8 protein-coding genes are annotated in these 17,729 nt (G+C 72.8%); 7 read left to right on the top strand and 1 reads right to left on the bottom strand.

What is annotated here, in order from left to right; all coding sequences use genetic code 11:
- The first annotated feature begins 15 nt into the window (after positions 1–15).
- The 6 genes from ACW14Y_RS04100 (at position 16) to ACW14Y_RS04075 (ending at position 10,465) form a co-directional block, all read left to right on the top strand.
- Entirely contained in the window at positions 16–1,029 is a 1,014-nt protein-coding gene (locus ACW14Y_RS04100) for a LacI family DNA-binding transcriptional regulator (RefSeq protein ID WP_380305745.1), read from the top strand.
- Between the two features lie 313 nt (positions 1,030–1,342).
- Positions 1,343–5,215 (top strand): discoidin domain-containing protein, encoded by a 3,873-nt coding sequence (locus ACW14Y_RS04095; protein WP_456985892.1) that lies wholly within the window; start codon positions 1,343–1,345, stop codon positions 5,213–5,215.
- A 258-nt stretch (positions 5,216–5,473) separates the two neighbouring features.
- On the top strand, positions 5,474–6,871 hold the full coding sequence (locus ACW14Y_RS04090) for an extracellular solute-binding protein (RefSeq protein ID WP_456985891.1): 1,398 nt from the start codon (positions 5,474–5,476) through the stop codon (positions 6,869–6,871).
- A gap of 157 nt (positions 6,872–7,028) precedes the next feature.
- Entirely contained in the window at positions 7,029–7,937 is a 909-nt protein-coding gene (locus ACW14Y_RS04085) for a carbohydrate ABC transporter permease (RefSeq protein WP_380305739.1), read from the top strand.
- A 9-nt stretch (positions 7,938–7,946) separates the two neighbouring features.
- A complete protein-coding gene (locus tag ACW14Y_RS04080; RefSeq protein ID WP_456985890.1) occupies positions 7,947–8,816 on the top strand; it encodes a carbohydrate ABC transporter permease in 870 nt (289 codons plus the stop codon).
- A 29-nt stretch (positions 8,817–8,845) separates the two neighbouring features.
- Entirely contained in the window at positions 8,846–10,465 is a 1,620-nt protein-coding gene (locus ACW14Y_RS04075; protein WP_456985889.1) for a glycoside hydrolase family 13 protein, read from the top strand.
- A gap of 110 nt (positions 10,466–10,575) precedes the next feature.
- On the opposite strand, the gene ACW14Y_RS04070 is transcribed toward ACW14Y_RS04075, so the two are convergent.
- The gene (locus ACW14Y_RS04070) at positions 10,576–11,544 is read right to left on the bottom strand and encodes a hypothetical protein (protein WP_456985888.1); all 969 of its coding nucleotides are present in this window, start codon (positions 11,542–11,544) and stop codon (positions 10,576–10,578) included.
- A 295-nt stretch (positions 11,545–11,839) separates the two neighbouring features.
- Between ACW14Y_RS04070 and ACW14Y_RS04065 the strand changes: the two genes are divergently transcribed.
- Positions 11,840–17,650, top strand: coding sequence for a DUF7927 domain-containing protein (locus ACW14Y_RS04065; RefSeq protein ID WP_456985887.1), 5,811 nt, complete (start codon positions 11,840–11,842; stop codon positions 17,648–17,650).
- Positions 17,651–17,729: the final 79 nt, after the last annotated feature.

The following is a 17,729-nucleotide window of genomic DNA, read 5'->3' as shown; positions in this document are numbered from 1 at the left end:
CCTAGACTCCCCGTCATGACACGACGACTTGCCGAGGTGGCCAAGAAGGTCGGTGTGAGCGAGGCGACGGTCAGCCGTGTGCTCAACGACAAGCCCGGCGTCTCGGAGGCGACCCGGGCGGCGGTGCTGACCGCGCTGGACGTGCTCGGCTACGAGCGGCCCACCCAGCTGCGCGGGGAGCGGGCCCGGCTGGTGGGCCTGGTGCTGCCGGAGCTCCAGAACCCGATCTTCCCGGCCTTCGCCGAGGCGGTCGGCGGCGCCCTGTCCGGCCACGGGTTCACCCCGGTGCTCTGCACCCAGACCGCGGGCGGGGTGTCGGAGGCCGACTACGTCGATCTGCTGCTGGCCCAGCAGGTCTCCGGGGTGGTCTTCTTCGGCGGCCTCTACGCGCAGGGCGACGCGCCGCACGACCACTACGCCCGGCTGGCCGAGCGCAGTCTGCCGACCGTGCTGCTGAACGCGGCCGTCGAGGACCTCGACTTCCCCCGGGTCTCCTGCGACGACGCGGTGGCGGTCGAGCAGGCCTTCGGGCACCTGCGGCAGCTGGGCCACCGCCGGGTGGGGCTGGTGCTGGGCCCGGCCGACCACATGCCGTCGCGGCGGAAGCTGGCCGCGGCCAGGGCGGCCGCCGAGCGGTTCGGCCTGGAGCTGCCGGACGATTGCGTCGAGCGGGCGCTGTTCTCCCTGGAGGGCGGGCAGGCCGCGACCACCAGGCTGCTGCGCCGGGACGTGACCGGGGTGGTGTGCGCGAGCGACCCGCTGGCGCTGGGGGCGATCCGGGCGGTGCGGCGGGCGGGGCTCGCGGTGCCGGAGGACGTCTCGGTGATCGGTTACGACGACTCCTCCTTCATGACCTGCACGGATCCGCCGCTGACCACCGTGCGGCAGCCGATCGACGCCATGGGCAGGGCGGTGGTGGAGCTGCTGGTCGGTGAGATCGGCGGGGTCCGGGTCACCCACGAGGAGCTGCTCTTCGAGCCGGAGCTGGTGGTGCGGGGGTCGACCGCGCCGGCGCGCGGGCGCGACTGAGCCGGGCCCGGCCGGGAGCCGGGCACGGGAGCGGGACAGCGGCGGGCACCTTCGGGTGCCCGCCGCATTTTCGTGTACCCACCGTGACGCGTTCCGTTGACATGGCCGTATCCGCGCTGTAACTGTTGGGTGCTCAGCCGCAAAACTGCGACAGAATCTTGTCGTTTTTCTGATCGCGCCCGTCGAGCTCTTCGACGAGGCCAGCTCCGTACGTCCCCGGGCCGCCGCCGAAGCCGCCGTCGGCCCGCTCCGCCGGCCGGCCCACGCCCGGTCGGTCCTCCGGTACCGGTATCGATCAGAGACAGAGGGACTCATGCACCTGACCCGTATCCTCCGACGACTGACGGCAGCGTCGGTCGCGGTGGGGATGCTCCTGCTCGGGGGGCCGGTCGCACCGGTCGCCCGGGCGGCGGGCGGACCCGATCTCGTGGCCGGCCGCCCGGTCGCCGCCAGCAGCGCCAACGGCCAGTACGTCGCCCGCAACGTCAACGACGGCGACCGGTCCACCTATTGGGAGAGCGCCAACAACGCCTTCCCGCAGTGGATCCAGGGCGACCTGGGGGCCGCCGTCCCGGTGAACCGGCTGGCGCTGGGGCTGCCCGCCGGCTGGGAGCGCCGCACCCAGACGCTGAAGGTCCAGGGCTCCACCGACGGCAACGCCTTCACCGACCTGCTGCCCTCGGCGGCCTACACCTTCGACCCCCGGAGCGGGAACACCGCCACCGTCGACCTGCCGACCGTGACCACCCGCTTCCTGCGGCTGCTGGTCACCGCCAACTCGGGTTGGCCGGCGGCACAGTTGGCCTCCTTCGAGGTCTACGGCCCGACGACCGGCGACACCCGGGCGCCGAGCGCGCCGACCGGGCTGGCGTACGCCCAGGCGGGGCCGGGGCAGATCCGGCTGAGCTGGCAGGCGTCGACCGACGACGTCGGGGTGACGGGCTACGACCTGTACGCGGACGGGCAGTTGCTCACCAGTGTGGCCGGTTCGGTGCTGACGTACACCGACAGCCGCCCGGACAGCGCGACCGTCTCCTACTACGTCCGCGCCAAGGACGCGGCCGGCAACCAGTCGCCGAACAGCAACACCGTCACCCGGACCGGCCAGGGCGGCGACACCCGGGCGCCGAGTGCGCCGACCGGGCTGGCGTACGCCCAGGCGGGGCCGGGGCAGATCCGGCTGAGCTGGCAGGCGTCGACCGACGACGTCGGGGTGACGGGCTACGACCTGTACGCGGACGGGCAGTTGCTCACCAGTGTGGCCGGTTCGGTGCTGACGTACACCGACAGCCGCCCGGACAGCGCGACCGTCTCCTACTACGTCACGGCGAGGGACGCGGCCGGCAACCGCTCCGCGAGCAGCAACACCGTCACCCGCGCCGGCAGCACCGGCGGCACCAACCTGGCGGCGGGCCGCGCCATCACGGCCTCCTCCACCGTCCACACCTTCGTCGCCACCAACGCCAACGACAACGACGTCACCACCTACTGGGAGGGCGCGGGCGGCAGTTACCCGAGCGTGCTCACGGTGGCGCTGGGCGCGAACGCCGACACCGGGTCGGTGGTGCTGAAGCTCGACCCGGCCTCGGCGTGGTCGACCCGGACGCAGACCGTCGAGGTGCTGGGCCGGGAACAGAGCGCGACGGCGTTCACCTCCCTGGTGGCGCCGAAGTCCTACACCTTCGACCAGCCGAGCGGGAACACCGTCACCGTCCCGGTGAGCGCCCGGGTGGCCGACGTCCAGCTCCGGATCACCGCCAACTCCGGTGCGCCGGCCGGGCAGATCGCCGAGTTCCAGGTGATCGGACGGCCCGCGCCCAACCCGGACCTGGTGGTCACCGGCGTCACCGCAGCCCCGGCCGAACCGGTGGAGAGCGACCCGGTCACGCTGTCCGCGACGGTGCGCAACGCCGGTTCGGCCCCCGCCGGTCCGAGCGCCGTCACCCTCTACCTGGGCACCACCAAGGCCGGTACCGCGCAGGTCGGTCCGCTGGCCGCCGGCGCCTCGGCCACCGTCTCGGCGCAGATCGCCCCGCAGCCGGCGGGCAGCTACCCGCTCACCGCGAAGGCCGACGAGGCGAACGCCGTGATCGAGCAGGACGAGTCCAACAACAGTTGGACGAGTCCCGCCCCGCTCACCGTCCGCCCCGTCCCGGGCTCGGACCTGGTGGCCGCCCCGGTCGCCTGGTCGCCCGCCAACCCGGCCGCCGGGAACCCGGTGGACTTCACCGTGGCGCTCCGCAACCAGGGCAGCAGCGCCTCGGCGGGCGGCACCCACGGCCTCACCCTGACCGTCGCCGACGCCGCCACCGGCGCCGTCCTGAAGACCCTGACCGGCTCCTACACCGGGGTGATCGCCCCGGGCACCACCACCGCCCCCGTGCGGCTGGGCAGTTGGACGGCGGGCAACGGCCGTTACACGGTGCGGACGGTGATCGCGCCGGACGCCGAGGAGCCGACCGTCAAGCAGGCGAACAACACCAGCACCCAGCAGCTCTACGTCGGCCGGGGTGCCAATCTGCCCTTCGACACCTACGAGGCCGAGGACGGCGTACTGGCCGGCGGCGCGGCCGTGGTCGGGCCCAACCGCACCATCGGCGACCTCGCCGGCGAGGCCTCCGGGCGCCGCGCCGTGACGCTGGACCGCACCGGCGCCTCGGTGGAGTTCACCGCCAAGGCGCCCACCAACACCCTGGTCACCCGCTTCTCCATCCCCGACGCGCCCTCCGGCGGCGGCACGGACGCCACCCTGGACGTGTACGTGGACGGCACCTTCCTCAAGGCCGTCGACCTCACCTCCCGGTACGCCTGGCTGTACGGCAGCGAGGCCTCGCCCGGCAACTCGCCCGCCGCGGGCAGCCCCCGGCACATCTACGACGAGGCGAACCTGCTGCTCGGGACAACCGTCCCGGCCGGGGCGAAGATCCGGCTGCAGAAGGACGCCGCCAACACCAGCAGCTACGCGATCGACTTCGTCGGCCTGGAGCAGGCCGTCCAGCGGCCGAACCCGGACCCGGCGAAGTACGCGGTGCCGACCGGCTTCGGCCACCAGGACGTCCAGGACGCGCTGGACCGGGTGCGGATGGACACGACCGGGACCCTGGTCGGCGTCTACCTGCCCGCGGGGGACTACCGGACGGCGAGCAAGTTCCAGGTGTACGGCAAGCCGGTCAAGGTGATCGGCGCCGGCCCGTGGTTCACCCGCTTCCGCGCCCCGGCCGACCAGTCCAACACCGACATCGGCTTCCGGGCCGAGGCGAGCGCCAACGGCTCGACCTTCGCCGGCTTCGCCTACTTCGGCAACTACACCTCGCGGATCGACGGGCCGGGCAAGGTCTTCGACTTCTCCAACGTCTCCGGGATCACCATCGACGACATCTGGACCGAGCACATGGTCTGCATGTACTGGGGCGCCAACACGGACTCGATGCGGATCACCAACTCGCGGATCCGCGACACCTTCGCCGACGGCGTCAACATGACCAACGGCTCGACCGACAACCTGGTCGCCAACAACGAGGCCCGCGCCACCGGCGACGACTCCTTCGCGCTGTTCTCGGCGATCGACGCCGGCGGCGCGGACGAGAAGAACAACGTCTACGAGAACCTCACCAGCCTCCTCACCTGGCGGGCGGCCGGCATCGCGGTGTACGGCGGCTACGCCAACACGTTCCGCAACATCCTCGTCGCCGACACCCTCTGCTACGCCGGGGTGACCATCTCCTCGCTGGACTTCGGATATCCGATGAACGGCTTCGGGACCGATCCGACCAACCTGCAGAACATCTCGATCGTCCGGGCCGGCGGCCACTTCTGGGGCGGGCAGACCTTCCCCGGGATCTGGGTCTTCTCGGCCTCGAAGAAGCTGCAGGGCATCCGGGTGAGCGACGTGGACATCGTCGACCCCACCTACAGCGGCATCATGTTCCAGACCAACTACAGCGGCGGGCAGCCGCAGAACCCGGTCACCGACACGGTGTTCACCGACATCTCGATCAGCGGGGCCCGGCGCAGCGGTGACGCCTTCGACGCCAAGTCCGGGTTCGGCGTCTGGGCCAACGAACTGCCCGAGCCCGGCCAGGGCCCGGCGGTGGGCGAGGTGACGTTCAACCACCTCGCGCTGAACGGCAACGCCGTCGACATCCGCAACACGACCTCCACCTTCCGGATCAACGTCAGCCCGTAGGACCCGACCCGCACGGACCGGCAGGGCGGGCGCCCCGGCGCGCCCGCCCTGCTCGGGCTGCCCGCACCCGGCCCGCGCGTCGCAAGCCGCCTGTCGAAAGTTTGCGAGTTCGCGTCGAGATATTGCGAGGCCCGCTTGCGGGCTGCTTAAGTGGGGCCACCGCCCGGCGATGTCCTTCCGCCGAGGCACCCCCACCCCGAAACCGCTGGGCTCCGGCGTGTCCCGCGCCGCCCCGCCGCTCGAAAGGGTCCACCACCCATGACCAGAAACCCGCGGGTCCGCAGATCCCTCGCCGCGCTCGCCGCCGCCGGCCTCGCCCTCACCGCGGCGGCCTGCGGCAGCGGCTCCACCGCCGAGGCGCCCGACGCCTCCGCCCCCGCCGCGGACGCGGCCGCGCCGCTGGACCCGGCTACCAGGGTGACCATCTCGATCGACTGCCAGCCGCCCGTCAACAAGCCCGCGGAGCGCAAGCAGTGGGCCGAGGACATCGCGGCCTTCCAGCAGCTCCACCCCAACATCACCGTCACCTCGAAGGACGGCTTCCCCTGCGAGGAGCCCGCCGCCTTCACCGCCCAGCTCAAGGGCCGGACCCAGACCGACGTCTTCTACAGCTACTTCACCGACCTCGAACAGGTCCTGGACGCCGACGCCGCCGAGGACATCTCCGCCTACGTCGACGAGACCTCCGTCCCCGCCCTCAAGGACATCGACCCGTCCGTGCTGGCCACCCTCAAGTCGGACGGCAAGCTCTACGGCCTGCCCTTCTCCAACTACCGGATGGGCCTGATCTACAACCGCAAGCTCTTCCAGCGGGCCGGTCTCGACCCCGACAGCCCGCCGACCACCTGGGACGGCATCCGCGAGGCCGCGAGGCGGATCGCCGCCCTCGGCGACGGCGTCAACGGCTACGGCGACTACAGCGCCACCAACCAGGGCGGCTGGCACTACACCGCCGAGCTGTACGGCCTCGGCGGCAGCATGACCACCCCGGACGGCAAGAAGGCCGCCTTCCGCACCCCCGAGGGCCGCCAGGTGCTGCAGAACCTGCACGACCTGCGCTGGACCGACAACGCGATGGGTGCCACCCAGGGCCTCAAGTGGCCGGACCTGATGACCCAGATGTCCACCGACAAGCTCGGCATGTACGTGGGCGCGCCGGACGACATCACCTACATGGTGCAGACCCTCAAGGGGAACTACGCCGACTACGGCATGGGACCGATGCCCGGCGGGAAGGCCGCCCTGCTCGGCGGCAACGACTACCTGTTCAAGAAGGGGATCGGCCCCGACCGGATCAAGGCCGGCATCGCCTGGATCAACTTCAAGTTCCTGACCCTCGGCAAGGGCCAGTTCGACTACGCCCGCACCAGGAACGACGGCCTGCCGGTCGGCCTGCCCCAGCCCGCGTTCTTCACCGGCGCGAGCCTGGCCGCCGACAACACGGCCAAGGCCGCCTCGGCGACCGTCCCGGTGGCCAACTACGCGCCCTACCTGGCCGTCCAGGTGCCCGGGAAGACCGAGCCCGCCAACGCCCAGTTGATCTACAAGATCCTCGACACGGCCGTCTCCGCCGTCCTCACCGACCGGGACGCCGACCTCGACAAGCTGCTCGCGGACGCCGAGAGCCAGGTCAACCAGGTGCTGGCCAACCTCTGACGCCCGTCCGCCCGGGAAGCGGCCGCAGCGCCGGAAGCCCCGCAGCGCCGGAAGCCCCGGAGCGCCGGAAGCGCCGAAGCGCCCGCGAGCCACCCGGACCACCCGGACAGCCCGTCCGCCCGGACCGCCCCGAAGCCCGCCGTCAGGAGCCCACCCCTTGGCAGCCACCGCCCACCACCCCCGCCCCGGCCGGCTGCGGCAGCGCGTCCGGCACCACCTCACCGCCCACGGGTTCCTGCTCGGCGCCCTGCTCTGCTTCGCGTACTTCTCCTGGTACCCGATGGTCCGCGAAGTGGTGATGAGCTTCCAGCGGACCAGGCGCGGCCGCACCACCTGGGTCGGCCTGGAGAACCTCGACCGCATCGTCCACGACCCCGCGTTCTGGCAGGCCTGGCGCAACACCCTGCTGTTCACCGTGCTCGCCCTGCTGCTCGGCTTCGCGGTGCCCTTCGTGGTCGCCCTGCTGCTCAACGAACTGCGCGGCGCCCGGGCCTACTTGCGGGTCCTGGTCTACCTGCCGGTGATGATGCCGCCGGTCGCCTCGGTGCTGCTCTTCAAGTACTTCTACGACCCCGGGCACGGCCTGTTCAACCGGATCCTCGAACTCCTCCACCTGCCGACCTCGGCCTGGCTGAACTCGGCCGACACCGCCATGGTCTCGGTGGTCCTCGCCGCCACCTGGATGAACATGGGCAGCGCCACCCTGGTCTACCTGGCCGCCCTGCAGAACATCCCCGGCGAGCTCTACGAGGCCGCCGAACTCGACGGCGCCGGCCTGTTCCGGCGGATCCGGCACGTCACCGTCCCGCAGACCCGGCTGATCCTCTCCCTGCTCCTGCTGCTCCAGATCGTCGCCACCATGCAGGTCTTCGTCGAGCCCTACCTGCTCACCGGCGGCAACGGCCCCGAGGGCTCGACCACCACCGTCGTCCACCTCGTCTACCAGTACGCGTTCAACTTCAACAACTACGGCAGCGCCTCGGCACTGGGCCTGGTCATGCTGCTCGTCCTCGCCGGCTTCTCCGGCCTCTACACCCGGCTCGCCCGCCACGCCGACCAGGACTGAGGACCGCCCGTGCGCACCCTGATCTCCGACGTCCAGCTCAACCGGCCTCGCGGTCGGCTCGTCCACCGGACCGTCCTCGCCGTCACCGTCGTCGGCTTCACCCTGGTCTTCCTCGGCCCGCTCTACTGGCTGGTCACCGGCGGTCTCAAATCGGCCCACGAGGTCGTGCAGAGCCCACCGACGCTCGTCCCGCACGAACTCCACCCGGGCACCTACGCCGAGGCCTGGCGCCAGCTGCGGATGGGGCGGCTGCTGTCCAACACCCTCGTCTACGCCTTCGGGGCGCTCGCCTTCCAGTTGGTCCTCGACGTCGCCGCCGCGTACGCGCTCTCCAAGCTCCGCCCGCTCCTGGGCAAGCTCCTCCTCGGCATGATGATGGCCACCCTGATGGTCCCGGCGGCCGTGCTGGTCGTCCCGCAGTACCTGACGGTGCTCGACCTGCCGCTGATCCACGCCGACCTGGTCGGCACCCCGTGGGCGATCTGGCTGCCGACCGTCGCCAACGCCTTCAACATCTTCCTCCTGAAACGGTTCTTCGACTCGATACCGGACGAGCTGCTGGCGGCCGCCGCGATCGACGGCGCCGGACCGCTGCGGACCCTGTGGTCGGTCGTCCTGCCGATGTCCCGGCCGATCCTCGGCGTGGTCTCGATCTTCGCCGTGGTCAACGTCTGGAAGGACTTCCTCTGGCCGCTGCTGGTCCTGCCCGACCCGCGCGACCAGCCGCTCAACACCGGCATCAACTCGCTGTCCCTGGGCGTCCCGCAGAACGTCCTGATCGCCGCCCTGGCGATCGCCTCGGCCCCGACGATCGTGTTCTTCCTGATCTTCCAGCGCAACATCATGGCCGGCCTCACCGCCGGCAGCCTCAAGGGCTGACGAACCCCCGACCCCGAAGGAGGGCCTCCGTGGCCCAGCAGCCCGAGTCCCCGCCGTGGTGGCGCGACGCCGCCGTCTACCAGGTGTACCCGCGCAGCTTCGCCGACGGCGACGGCGACGGCGTCGGGGACCTCGCCGGGATCCGTGCCCGGCTGCCCCACCTCGTCGAACTCGGCGTGGACGCCGTCTGGTTCAACCCCTGGTACCCGTCCCCGCAGAAGGACGGCGGGTACGACATCAGCGACTACCGCGCCGTCGACCCCGCCCTCGGCACCCTCGACGAGGCCGAGAAGCTCATCGCCGAGGCGGCCGGCCTCGGCCTGCACACCGTCGTCGACATCGTCCCCAACCACGTCTCCGACCGGCACCCGTGGTTCCGCGCCGCCCTCGCCGCCCCGCCCGGCAGCCCCGAACGCGATCGCTTCCACTTCCGCGACGGCCGCGGCGAGCACGGCGAACTCCCGCCCAACAACTGGCGGTCGGAGTTCGGCGGCCGCCCCTGGACCAGGACCGCCGACGGGCAGTGGTACCTGCACCTGTTCGCCGCCGAGCAGCCCGACCTCAACTGGGACCACCCCGAGGTGCGCGCCGAGCACGAGGCCGTGCTGCGGTTCTGGTTCGACCGGGGCGCCGCCGGGGTCCGGATCGACTCCGCCGGGCTGCTGGTCAAGCACCCGGACCTGCCCGACCTCGCCCCCGACGGCCCGCACCCCTACGTCGACCGCGACGACCTGCACCAGGTCTACCGCTCCTGGCGGGCGGTCGCCGACTCCTACCACCCGCCCCGCGCCCTGATCGGCGAGGTCTGGGTGCCCGACGCCGAGCGGTTCGCCCGCTACCTGCGCCCCGACGAGCTGCACACCGCCTTCAACTTCGACTTCCTGGCCCGCCCCTGGGACGCGGCGCAGCTGCGCCGCTCGATCGACGCCACGCTCGCCGCGCACCGGCCGGTCGGCGCCCCCGCCACCTGGGTGCTCGCCAACCACGACGTCACCCGGACCGTCACCCGCTACGGGCGCGCCGACACCGGTTTCGACTTCGGGGCCAAGGCCTTCGGCATCCCGACCGACCCCGCCCTCGGCCGCCGCCGGGCGCGCGCCGCCGCACTGCTCACCCTCGCCCTGCCCGGCTCGGTCTACCTCTACCAGGGGGAGGAGCTGGGCCTGCCGGAGGTCGAGGACCTGCCCCTCGACCGGCTCCGCGACCCGATGCACCACCGTTCGGGCGGCACCGACCCCGGTCGTGACGGCTGCCGCGTCCCGCTGCCCTGGTCCGGCACGGCGCCGCCGTACGGCTTCAGCGGCCCGGGCGCCGGTGCCGGGGAGCCCTGGCTCCCGCAGCCCGCCGACTGGGCGGCGCTCACCGTCGAGGCCCAGACCGGGGACCCGGATTCGATGCTGGAGCTCTACCGCACCGCCCTGCGGCTGCGCCGGACCCGGATCGCCGGCGGCCTGCGCTGGCGACGGGCCCCCGGGGGTGTCCTCGCCTTCGACCGCGGGCCCGGCTTCACCTGCCTGGTCAACCTCTCCCCGCGGCCGGTCGCCGTCGAGGCGGACGGTGAACACCTGCTCGCCAGCGCGCCTCTGACAGACCGTCTGCTCCCGCCGGACACCGCGCTCTGGCTGCTCCGGAGCGGACCGGGGGGCTGAGTCCGGGGTGCGGGCCCGGGCCCGTCCGACGGCGGTGGGCACGCCCCCTCCGGGAGGCGTGCCCACCGCCCTCCCGGCCGTCGGCTGCGGCTACCGGGGGCGGCGGCCGGTCAGGCCTTCCGGATGGAGTACGCGACGCCGGTGCCGGCGCAGCTGCCGCTGTTGAACGAGCCGCTGATGACCCAGCCCTGGGGGATGGGCGACTGCGAGCAGACGGTCAGGGAGGTCTGGGTGGTGATCTTCACCAGGGTGTAGGAGATGCCGGTCCCCGCGCAGCCGCTGTTGTTGTAGGCGCTGGTGATGACCCAGCCCTGGGGGAGCGGCGACTGCGAGCAGACGGTGACGGAGGTCTGGTTGGCGACGCTCACGATGGTGTACGCGACGCCGGTGCCCGCGCAGCCGCTGTTGTTGTAGGCGTTGGTGATCACCCAGCCCGGGGGGATCGGCGACTGCGAGCAGACGGTCAGGGAGGTCTGGGTGGTGATCCTGACCAGGGTGTAGGCGACGCCGGTGCCCGCGCAGCCGCTGTTGTTGTAGGCGTTGGTGATCACCCAGCCCGCCGGGATCGGCGACTGCGAGCAGGCCGTGACGGAGCTGAGGTTGGCCACGGAGGCGATGGTGTAGGCGACGCCGGTGCCCTGGCAGCCGCCGCTGTTGTAGGCGTTGGTGATGACCCAGCCCTGGGGGATGGGCGACATCGAACAGATGACGATGGTGCTCTGCGTCGTGATCCTGACCAGGGAGTAGGCGACGCCGGTGCCCTGGCAGCCGCCGGCGTTGTAGGAACCGGTGATGACCCAGCCCGCTGGGACGGGCGACATCGAGCACACGGCGGAGAGGCTGGTCAGGTTGCTCGTGTCGGTGATGGTGTAGGCGACGCCGGTGCCGGCGCAGCTGCTGCTGTTGTAGGAGCTGGTGACGACCCATCCCGTGGGGATGGGGGAGTTGGAGCAGATGGTCGCGCTGCCGGTGAGCCGTTGCGGGGTGGCGTGGGCCTGCGCGCCGGCGGCGGTCGCCATCCCCAGTACCAGCAGGACGATCGTCAGCAGATGGGAGATGCGGTTCCGTAAGGTCTTCACAGTGGGCCTCGGATTCCTCTGGGTGCTCCAGGACACGGTCGACAGAGCCGGGACGCCCAGTGGTCTATACCGGTGTCCGGCTCGGCGGTGATGCTGCCAGAGCCGTTCCGGTGGCACCAGAGTGCCTCGGGGAGGGCTCCTTCCCGCCGTCCTCGGGGAGCGCGGCCCGGGATCGGACCTCCGAGGGCGCGGCCGGATGAGTGATCATCCGATCACCCGTCGGAGTGGGTGTTTGATGATCAGCTCATGCTGTGACTTTCTGTGACTGCCGCCGCCAGCCCACAGGAGTCGTGTCGTGAGGCCTCTCGCCGCTTTCGGTCCGTCCGTCGAGCGCAGGCTCGCCCAGTTGCTCGCCCTGCTGCTCGTGCTGCCCTCGCTCGTGCTCTCCGGGGCGGGACCCGCCCTCGCCCAGAGCTGGACGGTGGAGGGGCAGAACATCCCCTCCAGCTTCGACTGCGACCACCTGTACTACAGCAACTTCCGCTCCGGCATGGAGTTCGCCAACGACGCCTCCGGCGCCGCGACCGTCCGCAACACCGTGATCAGCAAGCGGGTCGGCAGCGGCCTGCCGGACTACTGGTCCACGGACATGGCGATGGGCCGCGACCCGGACACCGGCCGGGTCGCGGCCTTCTACTCCAGCTACACCACCTCGAACCTCAAGCTCTACAAGCACGTCAGCGGCACCGACACGGTCACCGACCAGATCGCCGGCGGCGCCACCCGCAACCTGCCGGGCGGCGTCAACTGGGGCGGCCTGGGCGCCGACCCGCGCACCGGCATGCTCTACGGCGCGCAGAACGGCGGCGCGCCGGTGCTGTTCGGGATGGACCTGGCGACCGGCGCGACCCGCACCTGGTCGCGCGGCAGCACCCTCACCTCCGTCCCGGCGAACGACCCGGTGTTCGCCGGCGGCACCCTGGTGCCGGACATCTTCGTCGACGTCGACGGCGGCGTGTACTACGGCATCGTGTACTCCGGCTCCACCTACATCTACCGCCTCGACCCCGCCACCGGAACCACCGCCCAGGCCGTCCGGATCACCGGCGCCGGAGCCGGGAACGGCTTCAACAACTACGGCATGGCCTTCTTCGACGGCGCCGTCTACCTCGGCTACTACGGCGGCGCGCTCTACCGGGCCGACCCGCGCACCGGCGTCTCGGTCCAGGTGGCCGGCGGCAACGCCCAGGACAACCAGACCGGGCGGATCAGCTCCGAGTCCGGCGGCTCCTGGCCGATCACCGACCTGGCCAGCTGCGCGGTCGCACCCAACCTGACCGCCCGGCTGGTGGTCGCCAAGACCGCCGACACCGCCACCGCCAAGCCCGGCGGCACCGTCCGCTACACCGTCACCGCCCGGAACGACGGCGTGGTGCCCGTCACGGGCGCCGTGGTCACCGACGACCTCGGGGGAGTGGTGGACGACGCGGCCTACAACAACGACGCCACCGCCACCGTCGGCGGCACCCCGACCGCGAACCGTCCGGCCTACGACCCCGCGGACCGGACCCTGCGCTGGACCGGGGACATCCCGGCCGGGGCCACGGTGACGATCACCTACACCGTCCGGGTCGCCGACCCACCGGGCGGGGACGGCGTCCTGCGGAACGCGGTCACGGTGCCCGACAGCAACTGCGGCGCCCTCTCCACCGACCCCGCCTGCACCACCGACGTCCCGGTCGCCCGGCTGGCGATCCGCAAGTCCGTGTCCCCCGAGGCCCCGCAGCCCGGCTCCACCGTCACCTACACGGTCACCCTCACCAACGACGGCGCGGCCGACTGGACCGGCGCCACCCTGACCGACGACCTCACCGACGTCGTCGACGACGCCGTCTACAACAACGACGCCACCGCCCGCACCGCCGACGGCGCCCCGGCCGGCACTGTCACCTGGACCCCCGGCGACCGCACCCTGCGGTGGACCGGCACCGTCGCGCGGGGCGGCGTCGTCACCGTCACCTACACGGTGCGGATCGGCTCCCCGCCGCCCGGGAACAGGCGCCTCACCAACCGCGCCGTCGGCCCCGACGGCTCCAACTGCGCCGCGGGCAGCACCGATCCGGACTGCACCACGGACGAGACGATCAGCGGCCTCGTCCTCGCCAAGAGCGTCTCCACCACCTCGGCCCGGCCCGGCGACACCGTCACCTACACCGTCACGGCCGAGAACACCGGCGGTGTGGCCCGCACCGGAGTCACCGTCACCGACGACCTGACCGGCCTGGTCGACGACGCCGACTACCGGGGCGACGCCGCGGCCCGCAGCGGCGGCGCGCCCACGCCCACCCAGCCCGCCTACGACGCCGGGGCGTCCCGGCTGACCTGGACCGGTGACATCGCGGTCGGCCAGACGGTCGTGATCACCTACTCGGTCACCGTGCGGACGCCGCCCACCGGCGACAAGGTCCTGCGCAACGCCGTCACCGGCCCGGCCGACTCCAGCTGCCCGCCCGGCACCACCGACCCGTCCTGCGCCACCGAGACGCCGCTCGCCACCCTCGCGATCGCCAAGACCGCCTCCAGCGGCACCGTCGCCGCCGGCGAGCGGCTGACCTGGACCGTGACCGTCACCAATACCGGCCGGGCCGCCTACCCCGGCGCCTCCTTCACCGACGACCTCGGCGGCGTCCTGGACGACGCCACCTGGGACGACGCGGTGACCGCCACCTCCGGCAGCACCGCCTTCGACCCCGCCACCCGCCGCCTCACCTGGCGGGGCGACGTCCCGGCGGGAGCCACCGTCACGGTCACCTACCGGGTCACCGTGGGCAGCCCGCCCGCGGGGGACAAGCGGCTGCGCAACGCCGTCACCGGCCCCGACGGCACCAACTGCCCCGCAGGCGGCACCGATCCGGCCTGCGCCACGGAGACCGACGTCCGCTCGCTCAAGGTCGCCAAGAGCGGCGCGCCCGACAACCCGAGGACCGGCGACACCGTCACCTACACCCTCACCGTCACCAACGACGGCACCGCGCCCTACCCCGGCGCCCGGCTCACCGACGACCTCACCGACGTGCTGGACGACGCCACCTGGAACGGCACCGCGAGCGCCACCACCGGCAGCACCGCCTTCGACCCCGCCACCCGCGTCCTCACCTGGACCGGCGACCTGGCCGTCGGCGCCACCGCGACCATCACCTACACCGTCACCGTCACCAACACCGGGGACACCTACCTGCGCAACACCGCCACCGCCACCGACTCCAACTGCCCGCCCGGCTCCACCGATCCGAGCTGCCGCTCGGTCATCCCCCGACCCACCCTGAGCGTCCGCAAGACCGCCGCCCCCGCCTCCGCGCGGCCCGGCGACACCGTCACCTACACCCTCACCGTCACCAACCTCAGCGCCGACGCCGACTACCGCGCCGCCACCGTCACCGACGACCTGACCGGGGTGCTGGATGACGCCACCTGGGACGGCAGGGTGACGGCCTCCACCGGAACGGCCGCCCTCGACCCCGTCGCCCGACGGCTCAGCTGGACCGGCGACGTGCTCCGCTCCGCCACCGTGACCGTCACCTACACCGTGACCGTCGCCAAGCCCCCGACCGGCGACAAGGTGCTGCGAAACTCCGTCACCGGCCCCACCGACTCCAGCTGCCCGCCCGGCACCACCGACCCGTCCTGCGGCACCGAGACCCCGCTCGCCACCCTCGCGATCGCCAAGACCTCCGTCCCCGCCGAGGCCCGGCCCGGCGAGCGGATCACCTGGACCGTCACGGTCACCAACACCGGCCGCGCCACGTACACCGGCGCCTCCTTCACCGACGACCTGAGCGGCGTGCTCGACGACGCCGTCTGGGACGACGCGGTGACGGCCTCCACCGGGACCGCCGTCTTCGACCCCGCCGCCCGGCGCCTCAGCTGGACCGGCGACCTCCCCCAGGAGGCCTCCGCCACCGTCACCTACACCGTGACCGTCGCCTCCCCGCCCACCGGGGACCAGCGGCTGCGCAACGCCGTCACCGGCCCGGACGGCTCCAACTGCCAGTCCGGCAGCACCGATCCGGCCTGCGGCACGGAAACCCTGGTCGCCCGCCTCGTCCTCACCAAGACCGCCGACCCCGCCACCGCCCGCCCCGGCGCCAAGGTCACCTGGACCGTCACCGCCGCCAACCCCGGCACCGCCCCCTACCCGGGTGCCTCCTTCACCGACGACCTGACCGGCGTCCTCGACGACGCCACCTGGAACGACGACGCGACGGCCACCCTCGGCACCGTCGAGCGCCGCGCGGACCGGCTGCACTGGAGCGGCGACCTCCCCGCCGGGGCCCGCGCCACCATCACCTACAGCGTGACCGTCGGCAGCCCGCCCGCCGGGGACAAGGTGCTGCGCAACGCCGTCACCGGCCCCGCCGACGCCACCTGCGAAGGCCGCTGCGGGACCGAGACCCCCGTCGCCGAACTCACCCTCCGCAAGACCGCCGACCCGGCCGACCCCGTGCCCGGGGGCCGCGTCACCTACACCGTCCGCCTCACCAACCCCGGCACCGCCCCCTACACCGGGGCCACCGTCCGCGACGACCTCACCGGCGTCCTCGACGACGCCACCTGGAACGACGACGCCCGGGCGACGGCCGGCACCCTGGACTACGCCCGGCCGGTCCTCGGCTGGACCGGCGACGTCGCCCCCGGCACCCCCGTCGTCATCACCTACAGCGTCACCGTCGGCAGCCCGCCCGCCGGGGACAAGGTGCTGCGCAACGCCGTCACCGGCCCCACCGACGCCACCTGCGACGGCGACTGCGGCACCGTCACCCCGCTGCCCGCCCTGCGGATCGAGAAGAGCGGCACCCCGAAGGACGTCAAGGCCGGGGACACCGTCACCTGGACCGTCACCGTCACCAACACCGGCGAGGCCCCGTACCCCGGCGCCTCCTTCACCGACGACCTCACCGACGTGCTGGACGACGCCACCTGGAACGACGACGTCCGCGCCGACACCGGGACCGTCCGCTACGCCGCGCCGCTCCTCAGCTGGACCGGCACCCTCGCCAAGGGGGAGCGGGCCACCGTCACCTACCACCTCACCGCCACCCTCGCCGGGGACCAGCGGCTCACCAACACCGTCACCGCCAGCGGCTCCAACTGCGAGGCCGGTTCGACCGATCCGGCCTGCCGGGAGATCCTCCCCGCGCCGCTGCTGCGCGTCCGCAAGTCCGCGGCGCCCACCGTCACCACCCCCGGCGGCACCGTCCGCTACACCGTCACCGTCACCAACACCGGCGGAACCACCTACCGCGACGCCTCCGTCACCGACGACCTCGGCGGCGTGCTCGGCAACGCGCGCTGGAACGGCGACGCCCGGGCGGACAGCGGCACCCTCGACTGGACCGCGCCCGCGCTCACCTGGACCGGCACCCTCACCGCCGGGGCGACCGCGACCATCACCTACTCCGTCACCGTCACCCGCGAACCCACCGGCGACAGGACCCTGCGCAACACCGTCACCAGCCCCGACCGCACCAACTGCCCGCTGCCGATGGGCGACCGCCGGCGCGCGGCCGTCGACCCCGACTGCGCCACCACCACCCCGATCCGCTCCCTCGCCCTGGTCAAGACCGTCACCCCCGCCGACGCCGGGCCCGGCGAGGCGGTCCACTACCGGGTCACCGTCACCAACACCGGCGCCGCCGCCTACGAGGAGGCCGCCTTCACCGACGACCTGAGCGGGGTCCTGGACGCCGCCACGTGGAACGGCGACGCCCGGGCGGACGGCGGCACGCTCGACTGGAGCGCGCCCAGGCTCACCTGGCGCGGGGGCCTGGCCGTCGGGCGGACCGTCACGGTCAGCTACTCCGTCACCGTCCGGACCGACCTCACGGGGGAGCGCACACTGCGCAACGCGGTCACCTCCGGGACGCCGGGAGCCAACTGCGAGGAGCCGTCCGGGCCGGGGTGCGGGACGGAGACGCCGGTGCGGCCGCCGGTCGTGCCCCCGGTGGTCCCGCCGGTCGTGCCTCCTGTCGTGCCTCCCGTCGTGCCGCCGGTGGTCCCGCCGGTACTGCCGCCGACGGGGAGTCGGGCGATCGACCTGCTGCCGGCCGTCGCCGCGCTGCTCACCCTCGGGGTCGCCCTGACCGTGCTGCGCCGCCGGGCGGTCTGACGGGACGGCGGGGGCCGGGAGGTCGGGGGCCGTCGGCCGGTGGTCGGCCCCCGCCGTTCGGCTGGTCCTCCTGTCCCCG

This window comes from Kitasatospora sp. cg17-2 (assembly GCF_054031055.1).
The sequence above is the reverse complement of the archived record's forward strand: the minus strand, read 5'-3'. Positions and strand labels throughout refer to the sequence as shown.

Excerpts from the sequence above, each read along its gene's own strand:
- ACW14Y_RS04090 (WP_456985891.1), top strand. The coding sequence starts at position 5,474 with ATGACCAGAAACCCGCGGGTCCGCAGATCCCTCGCCGCGCTCGCCGCC.
- ACW14Y_RS04100 (WP_380305745.1), top strand. The coding sequence starts at position 16 with ATGACACGACGACTTGCCGAGGTGGCCAAGAAGGTCGGTGTGAGCGAG.
- ACW14Y_RS04095 (WP_456985892.1), top strand. The coding sequence starts at position 1,343 with ATGCACCTGACCCGTATCCTCCGACGACTGACGGCAGCGTCGGTCGCG.